This window comes from Runella defluvii, from assembly GCF_014195535.1.
Lineage (GTDB): Bacteria > Bacteroidota > Bacteroidia > Cytophagales > Spirosomataceae > Runella > Runella defluvii.
Genome location: NZ_JACIBY010000003.1, coordinates 514,719 through 535,433 on the forward strand (window position 1 = coordinate 514,719; position 20,715 = coordinate 535,433).

At 43.1% G+C, this 20,715-nt stretch carries 21 protein-coding genes and 2 tRNA genes; 14 read left to right on the plus strand and 9 right to left on the minus strand.

Going from position 1 to position 20,715, the window contains the following annotated elements:
• Positions 1 to 930, minus strand: coding sequence for a bile acid:sodium symporter family protein (locus FHS57_RS09625; protein WP_183972916.1), 930 nt, complete (start codon positions 928 to 930; stop codon positions 1 to 3).
• A 203-nt stretch (positions 931 to 1,133) separates the two neighbouring features.
• Between FHS57_RS09625 and FHS57_RS09630 the strand changes: the two genes are divergently transcribed.
• Positions 1,134 to 2,843, plus strand: a complete 1,710-nt coding sequence (locus FHS57_RS09630) for a right-handed parallel beta-helix repeat-containing protein (RefSeq protein ID WP_183972918.1) — start codon at positions 1,134 to 1,136, stop codon at positions 2,841 to 2,843.
• Positions 2,844 to 2,910: 67 nt separating this feature from the next.
• Here the strand turns inward: FHS57_RS09630 and FHS57_RS09635 are convergent.
• Positions 2,911 to 2,995 (minus strand) — tRNA-Ser (locus FHS57_RS09635).
• A 345-nt stretch (positions 2,996 to 3,340) separates the two neighbouring features.
• Between FHS57_RS09635 and FHS57_RS09640 the strand changes: the two genes are divergently transcribed.
• From FHS57_RS09640 to FHS57_RS09650, 3 genes are all read left to right on the plus strand, one after another.
• Positions 3,341 to 3,574: a hypothetical protein gene (locus FHS57_RS09640; protein ID WP_183972920.1), complete on the plus strand. Its 234-nt coding sequence runs from the start codon at positions 3,341 to 3,343 to the stop codon at positions 3,572 to 3,574.
• Positions 3,575 to 3,796: 222 nt separating this feature from the next.
• Entirely contained in the window at positions 3,797 to 4,312 is a 516-nt protein-coding gene (locus tag FHS57_RS09645) for a hypothetical protein (RefSeq protein WP_183972922.1), read from the plus strand.
• The gene (locus tag FHS57_RS09650) at positions 4,296 to 4,460 is read left to right on the plus strand and encodes a hypothetical protein (RefSeq protein ID WP_183972924.1); all 165 of its coding nucleotides are present in this window, start codon (positions 4,296 to 4,298) and stop codon (positions 4,458 to 4,460) included. Before FHS57_RS09645 ends, FHS57_RS09650 begins: the two co-directional genes overlap by 17 nt.
• Before the next feature lie 171 nt (positions 4,461 to 4,631).
• Here the strand turns inward: FHS57_RS09650 and FHS57_RS09655 are convergent.
• Positions 4,632 to 4,716, minus strand: a tRNA-Ser gene (locus tag FHS57_RS09655).
• A gap of 142 nt (positions 4,717 to 4,858) precedes the next feature.
• Positions 4,859 to 5,977 (minus strand): trans-sulfuration enzyme family protein, encoded by a 1,119-nt coding sequence (locus tag FHS57_RS09660; protein WP_183972926.1) that lies wholly within the window; start codon positions 5,975 to 5,977, stop codon positions 4,859 to 4,861.
• Positions 5,978 to 6,109: 132 nt separating this feature from the next.
• Here FHS57_RS09660 and FHS57_RS09665 point away from each other — a divergent pair, with 132 nt between their 5' ends.
• A complete protein-coding gene (locus tag FHS57_RS09665; protein ID WP_183972928.1) occupies positions 6,110 to 6,919 on the plus strand; it encodes a crotonase/enoyl-CoA hydratase family protein in 810 nt (269 codons plus the stop codon).
• An 87-nt stretch (positions 6,920 to 7,006) separates the two neighbouring features.
• Here the strand turns inward: FHS57_RS09665 and FHS57_RS09670 are convergent, their stop codons facing one another.
• Positions 7,007 to 7,390 carry a TraR/DksA family transcriptional regulator gene (locus tag FHS57_RS09670; RefSeq protein ID WP_028525477.1) on the minus strand — a complete coding sequence of 128 codons (384 nt, stop codon included), beginning with the start codon at positions 7,388 to 7,390 and terminating at the stop codon, positions 7,007 to 7,009.
• A gap of 375 nt (positions 7,391 to 7,765) precedes the next feature.
• Here FHS57_RS09670 and FHS57_RS09675 point away from each other — a divergent pair, with 375 nt between their 5' ends.
• Positions 7,766 to 9,040: a Glu/Leu/Phe/Val family dehydrogenase gene (locus FHS57_RS09675; RefSeq protein WP_183972931.1), complete on the plus strand. Its 1,275-nt coding sequence runs from the start codon at positions 7,766 to 7,768 to the stop codon at positions 9,038 to 9,040.
• Positions 9,041 to 9,087: 47 nt separating this feature from the next.
• Here the strand turns inward: FHS57_RS09675 and FHS57_RS09680 are convergent, their stop codons facing one another.
• On the minus strand, positions 9,088 to 9,705 hold the full coding sequence (locus FHS57_RS09680; protein ID WP_183972932.1) for a Uma2 family endonuclease: 618 nt from the start codon (positions 9,703 to 9,705) through the stop codon (positions 9,088 to 9,090).
• An 88-nt stretch (positions 9,706 to 9,793) separates the two neighbouring features.
• On the opposite strand from FHS57_RS09680, the gene FHS57_RS09685 reads away from it, so the two are divergent.
• The 3 genes from FHS57_RS09685 to FHS57_RS09695 are packed head-to-tail and all read left to right on the plus strand — an operon-like array spanning position 9,794 to position 12,247.
• Positions 9,794 to 10,453 (plus strand): phosphatidylserine decarboxylase family protein, encoded by a 660-nt coding sequence (locus FHS57_RS09685; RefSeq protein ID WP_028525475.1) that lies wholly within the window; start codon positions 9,794 to 9,796, stop codon positions 10,451 to 10,453.
• Positions 10,454 to 10,496: 43 nt separating this feature from the next.
• Positions 10,497 to 11,312, plus strand: coding sequence for an N-acetylmuramic acid 6-phosphate etherase (gene murQ, locus FHS57_RS09690; RefSeq protein ID WP_183972934.1), 816 nt, complete (start codon positions 10,497 to 10,499; stop codon positions 11,310 to 11,312).
• A complete protein-coding gene (locus FHS57_RS09695; protein WP_183972937.1) occupies positions 11,309 to 12,247 on the plus strand; it encodes a CPBP family intramembrane glutamic endopeptidase in 939 nt (312 codons plus the stop codon). The genes murQ and FHS57_RS09695 overlap by 4 nt, the downstream gene beginning before the upstream one ends.
• On the opposite strand, the gene FHS57_RS09700 is transcribed toward FHS57_RS09695, so the two are convergent.
• The 3 genes from FHS57_RS09700 to FHS57_RS09710 form a co-directional block, all read right to left on the minus strand.
• Complete coding sequence (locus FHS57_RS09700; protein WP_183972939.1) at positions 12,177 to 13,385, minus strand: mechanosensitive ion channel family protein; 1,209 nt, start codon at positions 13,383 to 13,385, stop codon at positions 12,177 to 12,179. The two genes, FHS57_RS09695 and FHS57_RS09700, sit on opposite strands and share 71 nt — an antisense overlap.
• 66 nt (positions 13,386 to 13,451) lie before the next feature.
• Positions 13,452 to 14,213, minus strand: coding sequence for a LytR/AlgR family response regulator transcription factor (locus tag FHS57_RS09705; protein WP_183972941.1), 762 nt, complete (start codon positions 14,211 to 14,213; stop codon positions 13,452 to 13,454).
• A complete protein-coding gene (locus FHS57_RS09710; protein ID WP_183972943.1) occupies positions 14,207 to 17,260 on the minus strand; it encodes a ligand-binding sensor domain-containing protein in 3,054 nt (1,017 codons plus the stop codon). Before FHS57_RS09710 ends, FHS57_RS09705 begins: the two co-directional genes overlap by 7 nt.
• A 166-nt stretch (positions 17,261 to 17,426) precedes the next feature.
• Here FHS57_RS09710 and FHS57_RS09715 point away from each other — a divergent pair, with 166 nt between their 5' ends.
• Genes FHS57_RS09715 through FHS57_RS09735 form a run of 5 tightly spaced genes read left to right on the plus strand, consistent with a single transcriptional unit; the run spans position 17,427 to position 20,693 of the window.
• The gene (locus FHS57_RS09715; RefSeq protein WP_183972944.1) at positions 17,427 to 17,840 is read left to right on the plus strand and encodes a LytTR family DNA-binding domain-containing protein; all 414 of its coding nucleotides are present in this window, start codon (positions 17,427 to 17,429) and stop codon (positions 17,838 to 17,840) included.
• A 10-nt stretch (positions 17,841 to 17,850) separates the two neighbouring features.
• On the plus strand, positions 17,851 to 18,267 hold the full coding sequence (locus tag FHS57_RS09720) for a hypothetical protein (RefSeq protein ID WP_183972946.1): 417 nt from the start codon (positions 17,851 to 17,853) through the stop codon (positions 18,265 to 18,267).
• A 5-nt stretch (positions 18,268 to 18,272) separates the two neighbouring features.
• On the plus strand, positions 18,273 to 19,103 hold the full coding sequence (locus tag FHS57_RS09725; RefSeq protein WP_183972948.1) for a hypothetical protein: 831 nt from the start codon (positions 18,273 to 18,275) through the stop codon (positions 19,101 to 19,103).
• Positions 19,104 to 19,116: 13 nt separating this feature from the next.
• Positions 19,117 to 20,064: a PQQ-like beta-propeller repeat protein gene (locus FHS57_RS09730; RefSeq protein WP_183972950.1), complete on the plus strand. Its 948-nt coding sequence runs from the start codon at positions 19,117 to 19,119 to the stop codon at positions 20,062 to 20,064.
• Positions 20,061 to 20,693 carry a hypothetical protein gene (locus FHS57_RS09735; protein ID WP_183972952.1) on the plus strand — a complete coding sequence of 211 codons (633 nt, stop codon included), beginning with the start codon at positions 20,061 to 20,063 and terminating at the stop codon, positions 20,691 to 20,693. Before FHS57_RS09730 ends, FHS57_RS09735 begins: the two co-directional genes overlap by 4 nt.
• Positions 20,694 to 20,715 lie beyond the last annotated feature (22 nt).

Sequence of the window (20,715 nt, forward strand, 5' to 3'; positions counted from 1 at the left end):
TTATGCGTTGTTTTTACTCCAATAAAATGCAATCGACGTTCCTGCCAAGATATGCCAAATACTCCACCAACCTGCGATAATGGCCATTCCGCCCAAAGGTAAATCCACAGGAAATACGGCGGGATTGAACAATAAGGCCAGTCCAAGCCCCGAATTATGAATACCCGTTTCGATGCTGAGCGTTCTGCGGTTTTGTTTTGAAAGTCCAAAGACGGCGCCCATTCCGTAGCCCGTAGCCATGGCGAGCGTATTTTGTAGCAAAACCACCACAAACACGAAACCAATGTGGTTTAAGAAAATAGCTAGGTTTTGGGTAAAGGCAATGACTACTAACGCCACAAAAAATAACAAAGACAACACCTGAAATGGTTTGAGCAAAAACAAAGCAACTTTGGGTAAATAATAAGAACATAGCATTCCTAAAATCATTGGTAAGCCAAGAATCATAGATACCGACTTGAGCAACTCTCGCCAATCGAGCGACAACGGCCGTACCAACGAGCTACTTTGAGCGTACAAGTTTCCCCAAAAAGTAAAATTGAATGGCGTCATAACGACCGCCAACATCGTACTTATGGCCGTCAGGCTCACTGCCAACGCTACATTTCCCTTGGCAAGCGAAGTAATAAAATTAGAAATATTTCCCCCTGGGCAAGCCGCCACCAATATCATCCCCAAAGCAACTCCTACCGTAATGTTATCGCCCAACGCCATGACCAACAAAAATGTTGCGGCAGGCATCACCACGGCCTGACTAAGAACTCCAGCCAGTAACTGACGTGGATGCTGAAGCAGTGTTTGGAAATGATGCGGCTTGATGTCAAGCGCCACCCCAAACATCATGAGGCCAAGGGCAATATTAACCACCGCCGAACTTTCGGCAGAAAAATTGAGGCGAATGTAATCCAGCGCCGCCAGTGATTCTTTCATGAAAAGGAGGTAAAGTAATAGGTTGGTTTGAAAAAAAAGCAAGATACAGGATTCAACCTAAAACCAGATACCTCTTCACCAAAAATTGACGCTTGATAAATTGTTAAGCAAAAACATTCCTCCAATGTTGACTTCAACTACTATAATTTTCAATTTACAACTAAAATCTACTCTTCGTCTTTTCGCATTAAATCGAATAGCCAATGAAACGCTTCCTTTTCATTTTTGTAGCACTTATATCGGTAAGCCGCCTTCAAGCGCAGCGTATTTTTTACGTTTCCCCAAGCGGGAACGATGCCTCCGCTAACCCCTCCAATATCAATACACCTTGGCGAACATTTGCAAAAGCGTGTAGTACTGCCACTGCTGGCGACAAAGTTTATTTTAGAGGAGGTACTTATAACGAAACCTACATCAACTTCCCTAATTCAGGCAACGCTAATCAGTACATCGAATTTCTTAACTATGCCAACGAAGAACCGATTTTTGATGGCAATGCCGCGGCAGCTTATTTTGTGCTTATTAGTAGCAAAAACTACGTCAGAATCAAGGGATTTCATTTTAAAAATCTAACGGGGAGTGCCTGGGGAATCAAAATAGAAGGAACGTCCCACCACCTTGAACTAAAGAAGTGTAAATTCAGCCAATTCTACGCCTCCCCCAACGCAGGCTTCAACCCCTTCGTAGTTTGTGGAAGCCACTCAACCACCTCAATCAATGCCATTGTCGTCGATAGTTGTTCGATTTTCGATTGCCGTACGGGAGTAAGCGAAGCATTAACTTTTGTCGGTAATGTCGATGGTTTTCTTGCCAGTAATAACCATATCAATAACACTGGAAATATTGGAATTGTAGCCGCAGGGTATTACAACTGGTGTAACAATTCCGCCTCCAACTCCCAAGCGCGCAACGGAATCATTCGGGGCAATCTGGTAGAAAACTGCAAAAGCCCAATCGCCTTGGCCGCAGGCATTTATGTCGATGGCGGAAAGAACATTGTGGTTGAACAAAATACCTGCCGAAACAGTCAACGGGGATTTCAAATCAATTGCGAAAATCAATTTAGTGTCGTCAACGCTGCCGCCGAAAAGGTAATCATTCGCAACAACCTGGCTTACAACAACTCCCGAGGAGGAATTGGCTTAGGCGGTTGTAAAGAAACTTCGTGGTGTAAAAATGGACGCATCAAAGATTGTTGGATCATCAATAATACCTGCGTCAACAATTATAACAGTTCAGTACTAGAGCCTTCTGAAACATCGCCCCAAGATTACGGCGAACTTAATTTGGACTACTCAGAAAACTGCACCATCCGAAACAATATTTTTTACTCCTCCATCAGCGGCCGTTCTAAACTCTTGAATAGCTGGCAACCCGCCGCTCAATTTGTCATTGGGCTGAGCGCTGACTACAACATTTGGCACTCTACTTTTACCAATAATCCCCACTTTATGATTGAAAAACGCGATAGTTATGGACTCCAAAATTTTAAAACCAACGAATCCAAAGACCAAAACTCTCGTTCGTCCAATCCCCTTTTTCAGGACGTGGCTAGTGCTAACTTCCGACTTAGTTCAGAATCATCCCCAGCGTACGACTTCAGCGACCATTCTTCCGTTGCCACTGACTCCGCAGGCAGCAAAGATTTGGCGGGAAAAACACGGGTTAAAAATTTTCGTCCCGACGCAGGTGCCTATGAATACCAATGCCCTACCAATGACATTGTCATCGATATTCCACTGACTTACAAAACATATCTTTTTGAAACAAACGGTAGAATAATCGTCAACAAATCCGTGGACCCAGCGGTAAAAGTGGTTTTCAACGCCAAGAAGTCTGTCCTTTTCCAAAATGGGGCTATTTTGCCCTCTACGACCAAAATAGAGACTAAAAATACGGGTTGCAGTAATTGAAATGTGGAGTAAATTTAGGAGCATAGAAGCAAAAAAGGCTGCAAATCACTGATTTGCAGCCTTTCAGCAGAGAGAGAGGGATTCGAACCCCCGGACCTGTTACAGTCAACGGTTTTCAAGACCGCCGCATTCGACCACTCTGCCATCTCTCTTTGTTTTCCCTTACTCGTCGTTTGGGATTGCAAAAGTAAAACTATTATTCAGCTTTGTCAAGCTTTTGTTTAAGAATTTTTAAGAGAATAGAGTTTCTTAAACAAATAAGCCTGTAAATCGGCAACATAGAAGCTTACGCATCAAAAATACATCAACTTTGACTACCAAATTGTTTATTCTTTAAAATCAAAAAACACTCTTCTTCTCGCATATTTAACAGAAACAATAGCCGCTATTTTACTCCAATCAAGGTTAAAAAACATTACTTAAGATATAATAAAATCATTGCAGTCCTCACCTGATTTATTTAAATTTGACAAAATCAAATTTAAATAAATATAAAAATGAAAGTTATTGATATTGATTATCAAGTAATTAGGAAATTTGAAACGACAATCGAGGGAGTCAGGGGTAAGATTGGAATCAACAACGATGAATTAATCACCCATTGCCCTGAAAATGAAGCGCTCTGTTACCAAATTATTCTTCATAAAGAGATATATTTAAATCAGTTACCAGGCAAAATTTCCCAAAAAACGATCAAACTCTCTGTCAAACAACTATTAATAATTTATTAGATGAGAATATAGACCTTAGTGCTAACGCCCAATATGCTCCTGTATTTATAAGCCCTAATCTTGAAACAAGTCCCTTAGTTGCTATCGACGGTAATCATAGATTAATAGCCCATTTTTTAAAACACGGGGGAATAAGTGGCGTTCACGCTTACTTATTTGTTCATAAAAATACAATGAGCTGGCCATGGACTCCACCGCTCGCCAAAGAATATCATCCCTCACATGACAAAAATTAGTGAACAGATTGATAAGCTAACGAGCTCTATCGAAAATGCGATTACGGGAGAACGCTTTTTGACTGACGTGTTGCCTGTGTTTTCATCAGAGATTAAGGCATCTGATTGGGTTTTTAACTGGAAAGCAGAAACTAAATACAATAGCCGAAGCGTTTTCAAGTTGGTAACTCACGAAAACCCGAAAGTTATTCATGGGCTGTTGAGCATAGAAGACAAAAACGACCATATCTTTATGCACTTGCTAGAAAGTGCAAAGTTCAACAAAGGAAAAAATAAAGTCTATGAAGGAGTAGCGGGAAATTTGGTCGCCTATGCTTGTAAAGTAGCATTTGAATACAACTATGACGGTATTGTATCTTTTGTTTCTAAAACCCAATTGATTGAACACTACCAAGAAACTTTAGGAGCGAAACAGTTTGGTCGAGGCAGCCAAATGTTCATTGATACTCCTCAATCATATCAACTCTTTAAACGATATTTTCCCAATGAAAAGCAGTCCTAATTTTCAAAAACTCAATCAATCTGACGTAATGATTAATAGCGCAGTAGCTAAAGCTGACGATACCGCTTTCAGTGCGTTTTTAAAGGAGCGAAAAAAGAATAGCAGTGCGCAAAAAAAAAGCAAAAAACATTCTGCCTGCATTGAATAGAACATTCAATAATAAACAGCAGTATACCTAGCGATTTGGGAGCCTGTAAGCCCCCACCAATGATTTTAATGCTTTCAACATTGGAAGATTACTTCCTTAGACATTTGATATTTTTCACTGTTTTTAATAAAAACAAAAAAGGTTGCAAATCATTGATTTGCAACCTTTCAGCAGAGAGAGAGGGATTCGAACCCCCGGACCTGTTACAGTCAACGGTTTTCAAGACCGCCGCATTCGACCACTCTGCCATCTCTCTTTGTTTTCCCTCACTCGTCGTTTGGGATTGCAAAAGTAGAACTATTACACAGCTTTGTCAAGCTTTTTCTAAGAAAAAATCTAAAAAAAAAGCGCAACAGCGCTTAAAAACGCCCTTTTTGCTGATTATCAATTTGTTAAAATCATTCTAATGCCTGCTTTAAATCCGCAATTAAATCATCAATATGCTCTAGCCCTACCGAAATTCTAAGCAGGTTTTTAGGACTCACCGAATGAACTCCCTCCGCCGTCGCGCGGTGTTCAATCAAACTTTCTACTCCTCCCAAACTCGTGGCTCTAATAAACACTTTTACTTTGCTTTTCAAGGCCAAAGCCGCCGCCTCTCCCCCTTTCACTTGAATCGACATCATCGCCCCCCCCGCACTCATTTGTTTTTTGGCTACCTCTACCCCACTATGGCTCGGTAAAAAAGGATAATGAACGGCTTCTAATGCAGGATGCGTACTCAGAAATTCTGCCAACTGTGCGGCATTCGAAGTTTGTTGACGAACCCGCAAAGGCAACGTTTTAAGCCCCCGCAAAACCAACCAACAATCAAATGGCGAAGGCACAGCCCCTCCCAATGCTTGTATCATTCGTGCTTTTTCAGCCAACGGACCATTTTCTTTAAATATTAACGCCCCGCTCAATAAATCGCTGTGCCCCCCAAAGTACTTGGTGGCAGAGTGCATCGACACATCACACCCCAAATCAAGTGGGCGTTGTAAAACAGGGGTTGCCCACGTATTGTCACAAACTGTATAGGCGCCTTTTTGGCGAGCCAAAGTAGCCACCTCCGCAATGTCAGTAATTTTGAGTTGGGGGTTCGACGGGCTTTCTATCCATACTAATTTGGTATTTGGCAAAAAAGCCGCCTCAATCGCTGCTAAATCGCTCATATCCACCTTTGTGTATTTTAAACCCCAAACGGACATTATTTCTTGCAACAAAGCGGGGGTTCCGTAGTAAGCATCGTCAGGAACAATGACGTGGTCGTTGGGAGAAAGACACTGAAAAATGGTAGCCGTAGCCGCCTGACCCGACGCAAAAGCCATCCCGACTTCCCCACCTTCCAATACCGCGTAGGCTTTTTCCAGTGAATTTCGGTTGGGGTTGCTGGCTCGGGTATAGATATGTCCGTGAGGAATACTGCTATCGGGCTCACGCTCAAAGGTCGTTGACAAATAAATAGGCGGAACCACCGCACTGGCATTGGCGTCGTGGTACTGCGTACTATTAATGACTAAGGTTTCAAAATTCATCAGAAGTAGTAAGTGGGTTTTAACTCCACAATTTTACTCTAAATCTTTTTGAATCAAAAATTAGTTGCGTAGGTTTGCAATATAGTATGCAAGCATACCATTGATTTTATTTTAATAAACCCTTTCGGACTCATGACAACCTTAGAAACATTCGACCTTCGTATTGAGGATTCAATTGCCTGGGTGTATTTTAATCGCCCAGAACGTGCCAACGCCCTAAATCAAAAGGCGTGGGATGAGATGAAGGTTCTTTTTGAAGAATTGGATGATAACAACGACGTTCGGGTAATTATATTAAGTGGGCACGGCAAGCATTTTTGCGCAGGAATCGACCTGGAGCTATTGATGAACGTAGCCCAATTTTCGCAACCTTGCGAAGGGAGAAAAAGAGAACAACTTCGCAAAAAAATTCTGGCCCTACAAGCTCCCATCAACGCCATTGAGCAGTGCAGTAAGCCCGTCATTGCGGCCATCAAAGGAGGCTGCATTGGTGGTGGAGTGGATATTATAAGTGCTTGCGATATGCGCTACTGCACCGACGACGCCTACTTTACCATCAAAGAAATTGACATGGGAATGGTGGCAGATTTGGGAACACTCCAACGGCTCCCTAAAATTATTCCCCCTGGTATTGCCCGTGAAATGGCTTACACGGGTCGAAATGTAACGGGTTTGGAAGCAGAGCGCATCGGGTTAGTCAATCGTACTTTTGCAAGTGCTGAAGAAATGTACACGGAGGTAATGAAAGTAGCTCAACAAATCGCGAGCAAGTCACCCTTATCAATCAGAGGGACCAAAGCCATCCTCAACCACAGCCGCGACCATTCAGTAGCCGACGGACTCGATTACATGGCAACCTGGAATGCTGCTATGTTACTTTCTGATGATTTAATGGAGGCGTTTCAGGCGAAAATGCAGAAGCGCCCCGCAGTGTATAAGTAAAAAAAGGGGCGACAAAACCACGTTCTTGCTTTTTGGCAAGAAAAATGGCTTTGTCGCCTCAGCGTATTCCCACGTTTCGTGCGTCGATTATACGCGACGAAGTTTTGCTTCAATCGTTTGTTGCGTATGTGGCACTGCGCGTAGTCGCTCCTTTGGAATCAACTTTCCAGTATCAATACAAATGCCGTACGTACCGTTTTTGATGCGAATAAGCGCGTTTTCAAGCTGCGTAATAAATTTTTGCAAACGCCCAGCCGATTGGCTCATTTGCTCCCGCTCGCTTGTGTCCACATCTTCCATCAATTTGGTCGCTGCACCAGTATTGTCGGTACCACTGTCATTTTTGCGACTTAATGTGTCCTTAATGTACGCCAATTCTTTACGCGCAACTTCAAGTTTTGTGTTGATGATTTCTTCGAACTCCTTCAACTCCTCTTCAGAGTAACGTTTTTTTTCTTCCTGTGCTGACATAATAAAACTCCTTGGTTTGGGGTACAACTTAATGGCGGAAGTCAATTAAACCGCAAAAATACGTTTTATTCGGTTCTGTCAAACCATTTTTACGACCGTTTAATAAAAACTTATTATTTGTCGATTTTATGTTTTCCAACAAATACCAAGTAATATTTGGATAAAACCCCAAGAACCTATAGACTATTTCAACCTTTTGGCAAAGACTTGCATTTCCTTTTAAAGTCATTTATTGTATTATATCAAGAAAAAACTATCCTTTTGTATTTTTGGTTATAATAATAGTAAGTTTGCGCCAAGAAGCTCAGACGCTTTTTGTGTCCAGAGATTTTATCATCAAACGAACATTCCAAATAATCAGATTTCTTTAAAGTTATGACTTACATTGAGCCTGCTCCTATCAAAGATAAGGAGAATCCATTGGAGTCGATGATGTCGCGTTTTGACAAAGCGGCCGAACTCCTTGGTATTAGCGATGAAATGTACCACATCCTCAAAGTCCCCCGCAAACAGGTCGTAGTCGGTCTTCCCGTTACGATGGACAATGGGCAAATCAAAGTCTTTGAAGGTTATCGCGTCATTCACTCTACCATCCTTGGCCCCGCCAAAGGAGGGATTCGATTTGATATGGCCGTCAACATTGACGAAGTGCGTGCCCTTGCCGCATGGATGACCTGGAAATGTGCCGTAGTAGATATTCCGTACGGCGGAGCAAAAGGAGGGATTGCTTGCAACCCTCGTACGATGTCAGCAGGTGAAATCGAACGCCTCATGCGCGCTTACACCTTGTCGATGCTCGATGTTTTTGGCCCCGACAAAGACATTCCCGCCCCCGACATGGGGACAGGTCCCCGCGAAATGGCGTGGTTAATGGATGAATACTCCAAAGCCATGGGTATGACCGTTCACGGCGTGGTAACGGGCAAACCGCTCGTATTGGGTGGTTCACTTGGCCGTACCGAAGCAACAGGCCGTGGCGTAACGGTTTCGGCGCTTGCTGCTATGGAAAAAATGCGCATCAATCCGTACCGGGCAACGGCCGCCGTTCAAGGGTTTGGAAACGTAGGGATGTTTGCCGCCTCGCTCATGCACGAACGCGGCGTCACAGTCCAAGCCATCAGTGATATTTCGGGTGGGTATTTCAATGCCCGAGGTATCGACATTGAGGATGCCATGAAGTACCGCGCTGCCAATGGTGGCATTATGGAGGGTTATAAGGAGGCCGACAAAATAACGAACGAAGAACTCCTTTCACTTCAAGTAGATGTGTTGGTACCAGCGGCCAAAGAAGATGTTATTACCCACGACAATGCCGCGTATATCCAAGCTAAAATGATTGTGGAGGGTGCCAATGGGCCTACTTCTGCGAGTGCCGATGACATCATCAATGAAAAGGGGATCATGGTCGTTCCCGACATCTTGGCCAATGCAGGCGGTGTGACGGTTTCTTACTTTGAGTGGGTTCAAAACCGTATTGGTTACAAATGGAACCTCGAACGCATCAACCGCCGTTCGGATCGCATCATGAAAGATGCCTTTGAAAACGTGTATGCTACTTCGCAAAAATACCAAGTAAACATGCGACTTGCGGCTTATATTGTTGCTATCGACAAAGTAGCAAGTACCTATAAGTACCGTGGTGGTTATTAGATAATGAAAAGGGCAAGTTGCTAACTGTAACTTGCCCTTTTCATTATCTATTTGCTCAAAAATGCAGTCAATCGCTTTTTCTTAACCAATTCGTTCAAGTTCAGGATACAGTTTTCATCAATGACGATGTCTTGCTGCCAATTTGTTATTAACCAAGTTGGATTTAACTTTTCGGCCACCACAATTTTTTGATTTTTGGTCAATACCCAAACAATTTTTTGAGTTCCAAAATCCAACATTTTTTGCGTTTTTTCAATAATATACTCCTCATCAGTGGCATAGTCGGCCATGTCAGCTTTGATATCTACTTCAATAACCACATGAGGGGAAGTTGAAAAATAATTGTCATTCAGCGTACCTATATCATCTTGCCAATAGACAGCAATGTCGTTTGCAAGGTTATCTCCTACATCAATATGCAAACCAGCCTCGTTGGTAACGACCAAGTAGTCGTCCGAAAGATGAACCGACAGATACACATGAATTAGTGAAACAATAGCTGCTTGCAACGAACTACTTCCCATAATTTCTTCTGGTTTTTTCTTTTTACGAATCACATCCTTGTAACCTTTGTAATAAAGAGGTTTTCCGTTGAGGGTTTCGTAAATCAAATAATCGGGCACTTTTCGCTTCCGTTTTTGAGGCATATCAACCGAGGCAGTCATACAATTGTCGCTTTGATGATAAAGTAAAGATAGAAAAATTGAAGCGGTTTACCTACTTTTGCAACGTTTATCTAAAAACCCCGTACGTATGACAATTCATAAAGAAGGTTTCGCTAGTATTGGTTTAGCAGGCGCATTTGTATTAATTACCAATTGGCTCTTGCGCTACTTTATAGGCGAAATCGAATGGCTAACAACCACTTGGCTTGTGGTATCACTCGTCTTCTTTTTTATTATTGTTCAATTTTTCCGTAAACCAACGCGGATTACGCCCATTCACCCCAATCACGTAATTGCCCCTTGCGATGGCAAAGTGGTCGTCATTGAAGAAGTGGTTGAAACAGAATACTTTAAAGGCCCACGTCGGCAAGTTTCTATTTTCATGTCCCCCATCAATGTCCATATCAACTGGAACCCCATTGCTGGTGTGGTTAACTATTTCAAATACCACCCAGGCAAATACTTGGTGGCGTGGCATCCCAAATCTAGTACAGAAAACGAACGCACAACTACGGTCATAAAAGCACCCAACGGAGTTGAAGTGCTTTTTCGTCAGATTGCGGGTGCCTTAGCTAAACGCATTGTTTGGTACGTAAAAGAAGGTCAACAGGTAAGCCAAGGATCCGAAATGGGATTTATAAAGTTTGGCTCACGCGTCGATATTTACTTACCACTGGATGCTGATATTAAAGTAAATCTTGAAGAAAAAACAACAGGTGGAATCACAGTGTTAGCACATTTAAAATAAGTGTTATTCGACGCTTTGCACTTGACATTCGACATTAAAAATCATGCTATCTACGACAGAATCTACTTCACATTATGACAACCTCGACCAAATGAGTGTTCGGGAGTTGCTCACTAACATCAACAACGAAGACAAAACAGTTCCTTACGCCGTCGAAAAAGCCATTCCTCAAATAGAGGCATTGGTTGAGCAAATCGTCGTTAGAATGAAACAAGGTGGTCGCCTTTTTTACATTGGTGCAGGAACAAGTGGTCGCTTAGGTGTGGTAGATGCCTCAGAATGCCCCCCAACGTACGGCGTACCTTTTGATTTGGTCATTGGTATCATGGCGGGCGGCGACAGTGCCATCCGTAAAGCCGTCGAAAATGCCGAAGATGACCCCAATCAGGCCTGGATTGACCTCCAAGCCTATGACATTGACGAACTAGATTCATTGATTGGAATTGCGGCGTCGGGTCGTACACCGTATGTGATTGGTGGACTCAATCAAGCCCGCAGTGCAGGCATTCTGACGGGGTGTATTGTATGCAACGTAGGGTCAAAAGTAGCCGCTGCGGCCGAATATCCCGTCGAAATCGTCGTAGGTCCCGAGTTTGTCACTGGTAGTACGCGCATGAAATCAGGAACGGCCCAAAAATTAGCCCTCAATATGATTTCCACTTCGGTCATGATTCAACTTGGACGCGTCCAGGGCAACAAAATGGTGGATATGCAAATGACCAATTTTAAACTCGTTCAACGCGCCATCCGAATGGTACGAGAGGAATTGCCGCACATAACCCCCGAAGAAGCGCAAGCGCTCTTGGATGCCCACGGAAGCGTTCGCAATGCTGTTGAAGCTGGCCGCAACTTGTCATGAAAAAAATCTGGAACAGCCTTAAAGAGCACGTAAAAGCAGATTTTGATGCTAAAACGTATGGCTTTACAGCTGTTTTTTTGGTGGTAATCATTGCCATCAATTACCGTATAAATTTAGAACGGGGAATCATTGATAGTTATCGTGGCAACTCGATTCGCATTTTCTGGTATTTTTTACTATACGCCTTCGCTTATTACGGAGGCGTTTTTATTTATACCCTTTGTAAAAAAGAAACCTCCGCACTGCGTACGCCTACTTTCTGGCTGTATAGTCTATTTATCTTGGGAGTGTTGGGATTAGACGGCGGCTTTTATGCGTACAACCAATGGAGTAAGACGCTTTTTGATGGACAAATTTACATCTTTGCGTTCCATTGTTTGTCTAACCTTTTTTCGGTTTTAACCGTCGTTCTTCCCTTTTTGCTCTTTTATAATCTCATTGAACAGCAGCCTTCTTACTTTTACGGACTGCGTCCCCAATGGTTTGTTGTAAAGCCCTACTTGCTTTTGGTTGTTTTGATGGTGCCCCTTATCAGTTGGGCATCGTTTCAACCTGATTTTTTGCGCTCATACCCTTCCTACAAAGGCTCTAATGCCGACGAGTTTTTTGGGGTAGCTCCTTGGGTAACAACCCTGTTTTATGAGGTGTGTTATGGTTTTGATTTCTGCATTACGGAGTGGCTTTTTCGAGGATTTTTAACCATTGGAATGGCTCGATTTTTAGGTCGAGGTGTCATCATTCCAATGGTCGTCTGTTATGCCTCTCTTCATTTTGGAAAACCATTGGGAGAAACCATCGGCTCAATTTTCGGAGGCTATATTCTTGGTGTGTTGGCCCTACAAACGAGAAGTATCTGGGGCGGCATTATTGTTCATGTGGGAGTAGCTTGGCTGATGGACTTAGCGGCTTGGCTTCAGAAAGCGGAGATTTACTAACACCTTCCTCCTCACTCGCTTGCGTTAAACTCTCCACCCCACGCACAAAAAGCGCTCTACTTGGCAAGGCAAAAGTGGCACCTTGGGTTCGGACGATTTCTAGTATTTTGAAATTTACTTCTTCCCGCACGCGCATAAATTCCTTCCAAACGGACGTGCCCACGTGGTAAATTACTACTACGTCCAACGAACTTTCACTCAAAAGCTCTAACCGCACTGTGGGCTCTTTCGACCCCGTAATGTACTGCGAAAGTAAGTACTCACGAATTTCTTCGATGATTTTTTCAATGGTTTCCGAAGGTGTATCGTACGCCAATCGAACGTAATACTTGGCGCGGCGGTGGGTTCGTTGTGAGACATTTTCGAGGGCTTGCGTCACCATCAAACGGTTGGGCACGGTTATCAAACTGCCATCGTCCGAACGAACGCGCGTGCTTCTAAACCCAATTTGTTCTACCTCTCCCGAAATCTTATCCAGTACCACCGACTGCCCCACCAAAAAAGGGCGTTCGAGCATGATGGTTATTGAGGCGATGAGGTTTTCGAGCGTTTCGCGGGCCGCCAACGCAATCACCACTCCCCCAATTCCCAAACTGGTAATTAGTGCCCAAACGTTTACCTCATACACTTTGTGAAGCATGACAAAAAAACACGTCAGGGTCCAAAAAACGATGGCAATGTCTTTGAAGAAAGGGACGAGTTGATCATCTAAGGCAGAGGGCGTTTCGGCAGCTTGCTGCTTGAATATCAAGGAAATAAATTTTATTAGTCGAATTCCTAACCAGCCAACAGCCACCGACAACATCGTTTGAAAGACCCGCTCCAACAGCATCAACCAGCCAAATTTTTCAGGCGAAGCCCAATTCCATTCGGAAGGAACTTTGAGGTGATGAAAGGCCAAAAATAAAATAACAAGAGTGATAAGAGCCTCAAAAGGACGGCGAGTAAGGCGCACAAATTCGGCCACGGGAATATTGCCAGCCTCACTTTTGATAAAACGGTAAATCGTACGACTCACAGTAAACGAAAGTCCGCGCCGAAGGATGATTCCTAAGCCCAATATGCCCACAAACCAAAGTAAATCGCTGAGTTTGTTTTCTAAAATGGTGTAATGAAGCCAATACGAAACTTGGTCCATGTCTTTAGCTAGTTGATTCGGCTACAAAACAACGACGTATTTGGCGTTTTCACAACAAAAAGCGGGTTATCGAATGGTCAATTTCGACAACTCGGCCAAAAATACCTCTTTTCGACGACGGGCTACTTCAATCTGAGCATCGTCGTTCATTACCACCGTTCCCCCCTCGCCTTTGATGTATTTTTTCACTTGACGTAAATTGATAAGGTACTGATTATGAACCCGTACAAAGCCATAAGGGCTTAACAATTCTTCGTATTCTTTTAAGTTTTTGGACACCATTATTTTTTTTCGACCTATGAAATGAAAAATGGTATAATTCGCATCTGATTCACAGCGAACAATTTCTCGAATCGGTACATAAAAAATCCCTTCTTGCGTCGGAAGCGCCATTTGCATACTCTCCGACTGTCCTCCTCGAAGGTTTTGCAACAGTACTTCTACATTTTGAGCCGATGATTTTTTGGTTTTTATACGCTCAGAAGCGCGTTGAATAGCGGCCTCAAGTTCGTCGCCATCAATCGGTTTTAATAAATAATCGACCGCCCCAATTTTAAAGGCTTTTACGGCATAGTGGTCGAATCCTGTGGTAAAAATCACCTCAAAATCAATCCGTTCGAGGCCATCGAGCATGTCAAATCCGCTTTTGCCAGGCATCTGAATGTCCAAAAAAACCAAATCAGGGTTCAGCACCTGAATCGCGCGGGCACCTTCGTCGGCCGAATGGCAAAACTGCATAATGTAAATGTCTTGGGCATACAGTTCGAGGAGTTTTTTAAGGGCTTGGCACCCCATGAGTTCGTCGTCAACGATGAGCGCTTTTAACATAATTTGAATTGGGCAATGTCTGGCAAAACTATTTTTACTTTTGTTCCTGAAGGCTCACCCGTTTGGTCGTACAAATCGTCGATGATGATTTTGGCCCCTTCGGTATTGTACTGACGGTTAAAGGTTTCGATGCTTTCGAGGACGTTTTGAGTCCCTTTCGATTTTCGGCTGGGCGACAATTGTTTACTTATCTCTTTTGACTTTACCCGCCCGACTCCGTTGTCTTCAATGGTACACGACACCAGCGTTGACGTTTCTCTTTGAAACGAGAGTATAATTTTGCCTTGTTCCGTACGGTGCATCAGTCCGTGCCAAATGGCATTTTCGACGTGCGGTTGTATCATCATGGTAGGAAAAACGGTTTCGTGAGCCTCCAAGCGGGAATCTACTTTAATTTCAAAATCAAACTTATTTTTCCCAAAACGCATTTGTTCTAACTCAACATAAAGGTTCATAAAGGTTACAATACGTTCGATGGTCTGAAGTGGCGTATCGGTATTGTCCAAAATTTGCCGAATCAATTTAGAAAACTTGGTGAGGTACTTCGATGCTTGGTGGTTTTGGTCGTGTAAAATAAAATTATTGATGGAATTGAGGCAATTAAAAATAAAATGCGGGTTCATTTGGGCACGTAATGCCTTCATTTCCAACGCTGCAATCTGGCGATTGAGCATCGCTTTTTCTTTTTCTCTCTCCTGAATACGGCGTATTCTTCCCGTAAAAAACACTACCAACGCCCCAACACCCGCCATCATCGCCAAAAAACGAAACCAATCTTTTGTCCAAAAAGGAGCGGTCACTCTTACTTTCAACGTCAGTGGAGTTTCGTTCCAAACACCGTCCGAATTACTCGCTTTTATTTTAAAAACATAGTCTCCTGGAGGAATTTGCGAATAGCTCACAAAATGACGGCTTCCGCTGTATATCCAATTTTTATCAACCCCCTCCAATTGATACGCGTACTGATTCTTTTGGGGTGAAGTAAAATCTAGCGCAGCAAATTCAAACGACAAAAAGTTTTCTGTATAGCTCGTTTCAATCATCCCTTTTCCAAAAACATTCACCGAATGGTTCATCACTTTTACCTCTGTAATGGCCACAGGCGAAGGGCTACCGCGGCGTTGTAGCCCTGTAGGTTGAAAAATAGTAAAGCCATTGACACCCCCAAACGCCATCTCACCAGAAGCTAACTTAAGGTAAGCCCCTCCATTAAACTCATTATTTTGAATACCGTCGTGTACATCAAAAGCCGTAAAAGTCTCATTTTTAGGATTAAACCGTGCTAAGCCCATATTGGTACTCATCCATACTTGCCCATTGTCATCCACCAACGAACCATACACGATGCTGTTGGGCAGGCCGTCGTCGGTGGTATATAGCTTAAATCGCTTAGACAGCGGATTGTATTTCCCAAAACCTACCCGATAACTACTAATCCAAAGAACGGAATCACTGCTTAGGTTGACACTGCTTACATCCCCCACCTCAATATGGGTGGACGGTATCACCAGTGGCACAGGCTCAATCGTCTCATTGATAGGCGAATACTTTTGCAACCCTGCTCCTCTCCCAATCCAAATTGTCCCTTTTGAATCTTCTTTAAATGAGTTTATCAAATCGTCGTACCCGCTTGCATTGGCCCAAAAACGATACGCTTTTGTCGGATAATCAAACGTAAATAACCCTTTGGCCGTCCCCATCCAAACCCGCTTTCGGCTATCCATGTAAATCGTCCGAATTGCGGTTGATTGGAGCGTATCGAAGGCTGCCTTGCACGCAAGCGAAGGTTCGGTAAACGTTCCTTTTTTAGCATCAAACTGCACCAAGCCATTGCTCGTTGCCCCCCAAAAAAGGCTTGGTTCGACCTCAATCATTGCAAAGACCTGGCTTCGCCCTTCAGTTTCTGGTTTACTCACCCGCACTTTTCCTGTCTTCTTATTCCAAACGTTGATTCCTTCTCCATCTGTTCCCACCAACAGATGGTCGCCCGATTCAGCAAAAGACAAAATGAAGTTATAATTCAGCCCATAATCTTGATTTATGGTCCGAAATTTACCCAATCGAAGATTTATTTTGTTCAGCCCACTATTATTACTCCCCACCCACACTAAGCCCGAATTATCTTCAAAAATGTCATTGAGCGGCGATCCTTTGAGGCTGTTGAGGCGCTGGTACGTCAAATCAGACGGCAAAAAATCCATTTTTTCGGTTTTGGTATCCAAACAAACCAACCCCGACTGTAGGCTCAACCAACATCGCCCGTTTTTGCCAATTGTCATCGATCGAATTGGAAATGTAATAAGCTCAGGAAAAAGGGCTCGTAAAGAATACTTTTTTACCAATTTCAGGGAATGACTATCAAACGTCCAAACGCCTTCATTTTCGACCCCTATCCAAATCAAGTTGTTATATACTTGCATCGGACGAATGTCATTGTCGGGAGCCAGCCCAAAAGACACAACCTTGTACTTGTTTTTTTTGACGTCCAACAACCAATAGTTTTCACTGGTAGAAATCAATAGCCTGTTGGTATCAAGCTGTGCGGCATTTAGTATATTAAGCTTGGGGATTTTGCAGTAGGTACGTTTGCTTTTAGTATCTAGGAAATAGAGTCCTTTGTTGCTACACACCCAAAGCTTCCCTTGGGCACCTGGCAGGATTTTTCGTATTCTAATGTTTGGCAAAAACGTACGTATAGAATCCGTCAATATATTGAGTTGGGCAATGCCATTCCGAGTTCCTACCCAAAGGTGCTCGTCGCCATTGTGGAATAACTGCCGAATACTATTACTAGGAAGCCCCCCCGCAGATTTGCCAATCTGCGCCCGATAGGGTTTGAACTGATACCCGTCGTACCGTAGCAACCCATCGTCAGTACCTACCCAAAGAAAACCCCGACTATCTTGGTTGATGCTCCAAACTGTATTTTGAGAAAGGCCGTTTCGATTATCAAAATTTTCCACCCAAGCATTTTGAAACACCTGCGCAAACAGCGACGGGATACTCCACCCTAGCAAGTACAACAAAAGCCCGCCTTTAAACCGCATGTTTTTTCAATCAATCTTTTGAACAATCCCCAAAGTAGCAAATTACCAAAAATACATCCAAGCCCGCCACCTTTTTACAGATACCGCCAGTTATTCATCGGTAGTTTTTCGGGGATTTTGTCCAATTTATTTTTGAATCATCAAAATAACAAAACCCCTTGAAGTTATGAACGCGCTCACTCATCCGCCTTTGCCTCTGCTTGTAAAAACCCCTCCTCAGCGGAAAGTTTCCATTCCCAAACTCACGTTACCCTACATGAATCGCTTTGTCAGTATCCCAATCAATCAGATACTTTATATCCAAAGTGATGTCAACTACAGTAACATCTACCTAAAAGACGGGCAGCGTTTTCTGGTGGCAAAAACGTTAAAAGAATACAACCAAGAACTAAAAACCTACCCTTTCGCCCGCATTCATAAATCGTTTTTGGTCAATCTTGATTCGATTACTTCCTGTGATTTTCCTGAATACGAAGTACATCTTCAAAATGGGTTGTGCTTACCTATTGCGCGCCGTAAACGCAAAGTGTTTCAACAAGTATATCTTTTTTTTCAACGCGCCCACCGAATAGCCAGCTAAACTCATGGAAATGGCATTATTTATTGCAGGCATCGCCCTTGCTTTTGTGGTCGTATTTTCTATCCTGTGGTCGGCAGTTGTTTATGGTTTTTCTCACGTCAGTGGTTGGCAAAACCTAGCTAAAAAATTCGCTACCCAACCCTTAAAAGAGGGTTTTTATGCCAACGTGACGGGGCGGGTTGGTCTCTCCAATTATAACGGCTTGCTTCGACTCGCCTTTACCCAAGAAGGTATGTACCTGCACATTATGCCATTTTTCCAGCTCGGGCATCCGCCACTTCTTTTTCCTTGGACAAAAATTCGTCATTGGGAAAGTAAGCGTTTTTTTCTACAAACCTTTATTTGTTGTACCATCGACGGTATCCAGATTTGCCTCCCCCAAAAATACCTCGGAACACTCCAAAGCTACACCAGTGCTTATTCGTAAATCCCATGCTCAAAATTTTACTCTCCATCCTTTTGGTTTTGATTATTGCTGGCTACTTTTTTATTCAGTGGGCCAACCAACCTAAAAACGTTGAAGCCCTTTTAAAAGCTCGGATTGAGGCTCAAAGGAAAGCCCATTTGGACAGTCTTCAAGCCATCAAAAACAAAAAGGAAAATCAACAAGAACTCCAACAAACTATTCGTAAAGATGCTTTTAATCAACAAAAAACTGACAATGATTTACATTTATCCATCAATGAAACATTTGAAAACCATCAATTTAACAACCTTATTGACTCCAAAGCTTCCACTACGAAGATTGAAAAAAATCAACTTGTTTTTAGCACTATTGCCTACAAAAAGTCATCGAGTAGCTATGTTTTGGGATTAACAAAACAAGTATTTGACAACTTTGTGGCGGAAATGGACATCGAGTTGGGGGGAAGCAAAATTGACCTCGGAATCGTCTTCAATTACCAATCCCAAACCAAAAAAACCATGATTGGGGAGCTTGAATCATGGTCAGGTGACCAAATTACGACTAGCGGGCAAATACTCCGTACTTATCTCAACGGTAAATCAGACTATGAAAAACTCGTGTCCATCAAAGAAGAATTGACGTTTAAATCTATTCAGAAACAAAGGTTGAAAATTCGCAAAAAAGGTAATCACCTGACCATCAGTGTCAATGAACGAATAATCATTAACAAACCTACTGCTAATTACCGTTCTCCCATGGGAAAAATTGGAATTATCGCTACTGTTTCCAATAGTACTGATTGGAACGATAATGTAGTGGGAATCATCAAAAACCTTAAAATATGGACATGGCAATAACCTCCTTATAGACATGAATCGTACTTTTTACTTTTATTCAAATTCGCTTCTACTCATGGGGATTTTATCTTGGCTTATATCAGCCTGTGGGCTAAGTTCCCCCAAAGAAAATGAGCGTTATGGTTTTGAACTTCCAGTTGATAGTACAAAAGCAGTTTGGAAAAACTACCTCACCACCCGCTCTTGGCACGACAGCATTCTATTGAAAAATCGGTTATACCTACCCCGCGACGAACACAAACATCGCCAACTTTTGTCAAAGCAAGGAATCGCCTTGATTGACCAGGCTACCCAAAAAGTTGTTTGGCATACCGATTTCCCCGTTGAAAAAACAGTGTCAGCCTACGATTCTGCTCAACACTCCTACGTTACTTCAAGTACACTTATTTTAGAAAACGACCGTCTTTTTTGCGCGTATTTGCACGTAGTTCCACCCCAACACAGAGGCACAACGGACTTAGACAAAAACCCCAAAGACCGATGGGAGTACATCATTATGGAGGCAAGTACTGGAAAAATCATTCGGAAAGAGAAAATGCCCGACGCTCGCAATGCGTATGATTTTATCATTGTGGGTGACTACTGGTTTATCCAAGACACGCGCCACCAAACGCTAAGTCGATATTCGCCCCAAACAGGAGCCTGTTTATGGAGTTTCCCAACAACTGTCACTCTTTCGACCATTGCCAACGGAACCGTTTCTTTCCTAAAGCGGATTGATTCACAAACGTGGCAAACCATTGTCCTTGAACTAGATACGGGAAAAGTATTATTTAACAAACGCTTTGAGAAGTTAGACAAACACGTCATTAGTGCCTTGATTTACAAAGACGGCACTGCCTACGTGGAAATGGGCGCTCAAAAAGGCATGCACCTCGAACTAGGCACAAGCTACGCATATTACACCATCTCATTTGATACTAAAACCAACAAACCCCTCTGGCGGACACCCTTTTCATGAAAAATCTACTACTTTCTCTCCTCCTGCTCATGACGACTTCTTACACAGCTTCAGCCCAAGAAGGGGCTTGGAAAATCGAAAAAGCTCAACTACCCAACGGTAAGCCCTACGAAGGGGCGTTGTCCATTTCAAAAATAGGAAACACATACGACGTTGACTGGAAAACTTCCGCAGGAAATTACAGCGGAATTGGCTTACTTGTCAACGGAAAATTGTTTGTTGGGTATGGGATAAATTCCGCCTACGGAATTGTCGTTTACCAAACAAGCCCAGCCCAACAACGGCTCCAAGGAGTATGGACTACCTCAAAACTCAACGGAAAAACGGGCACAGAAATCATCGTTGGAAAAAACGGGCAATACGATGTAGAGGGAAAAAATGCCGACGGCAGTCCCTATCGAGGCAAACTGATGATGCAAAAAACGGGCGATACTTTTCAAGCCCAGTGGACGATAGCGGGCCAAACGTACAACGGGGTCGGATTTATGAGTGGCGATATGCTCGTAATTGGCTACGGATTTGGTCAAGCTTTTGGGACCGTCGAATACCTGATTATCGGAAATAAAGCCAAGGGTCGCTGGGCAATGGGTGGCGGAAGCCAATTGGGAACTGAAAACCTAACCCGCTAATTTACTGACAATCATGGACTGC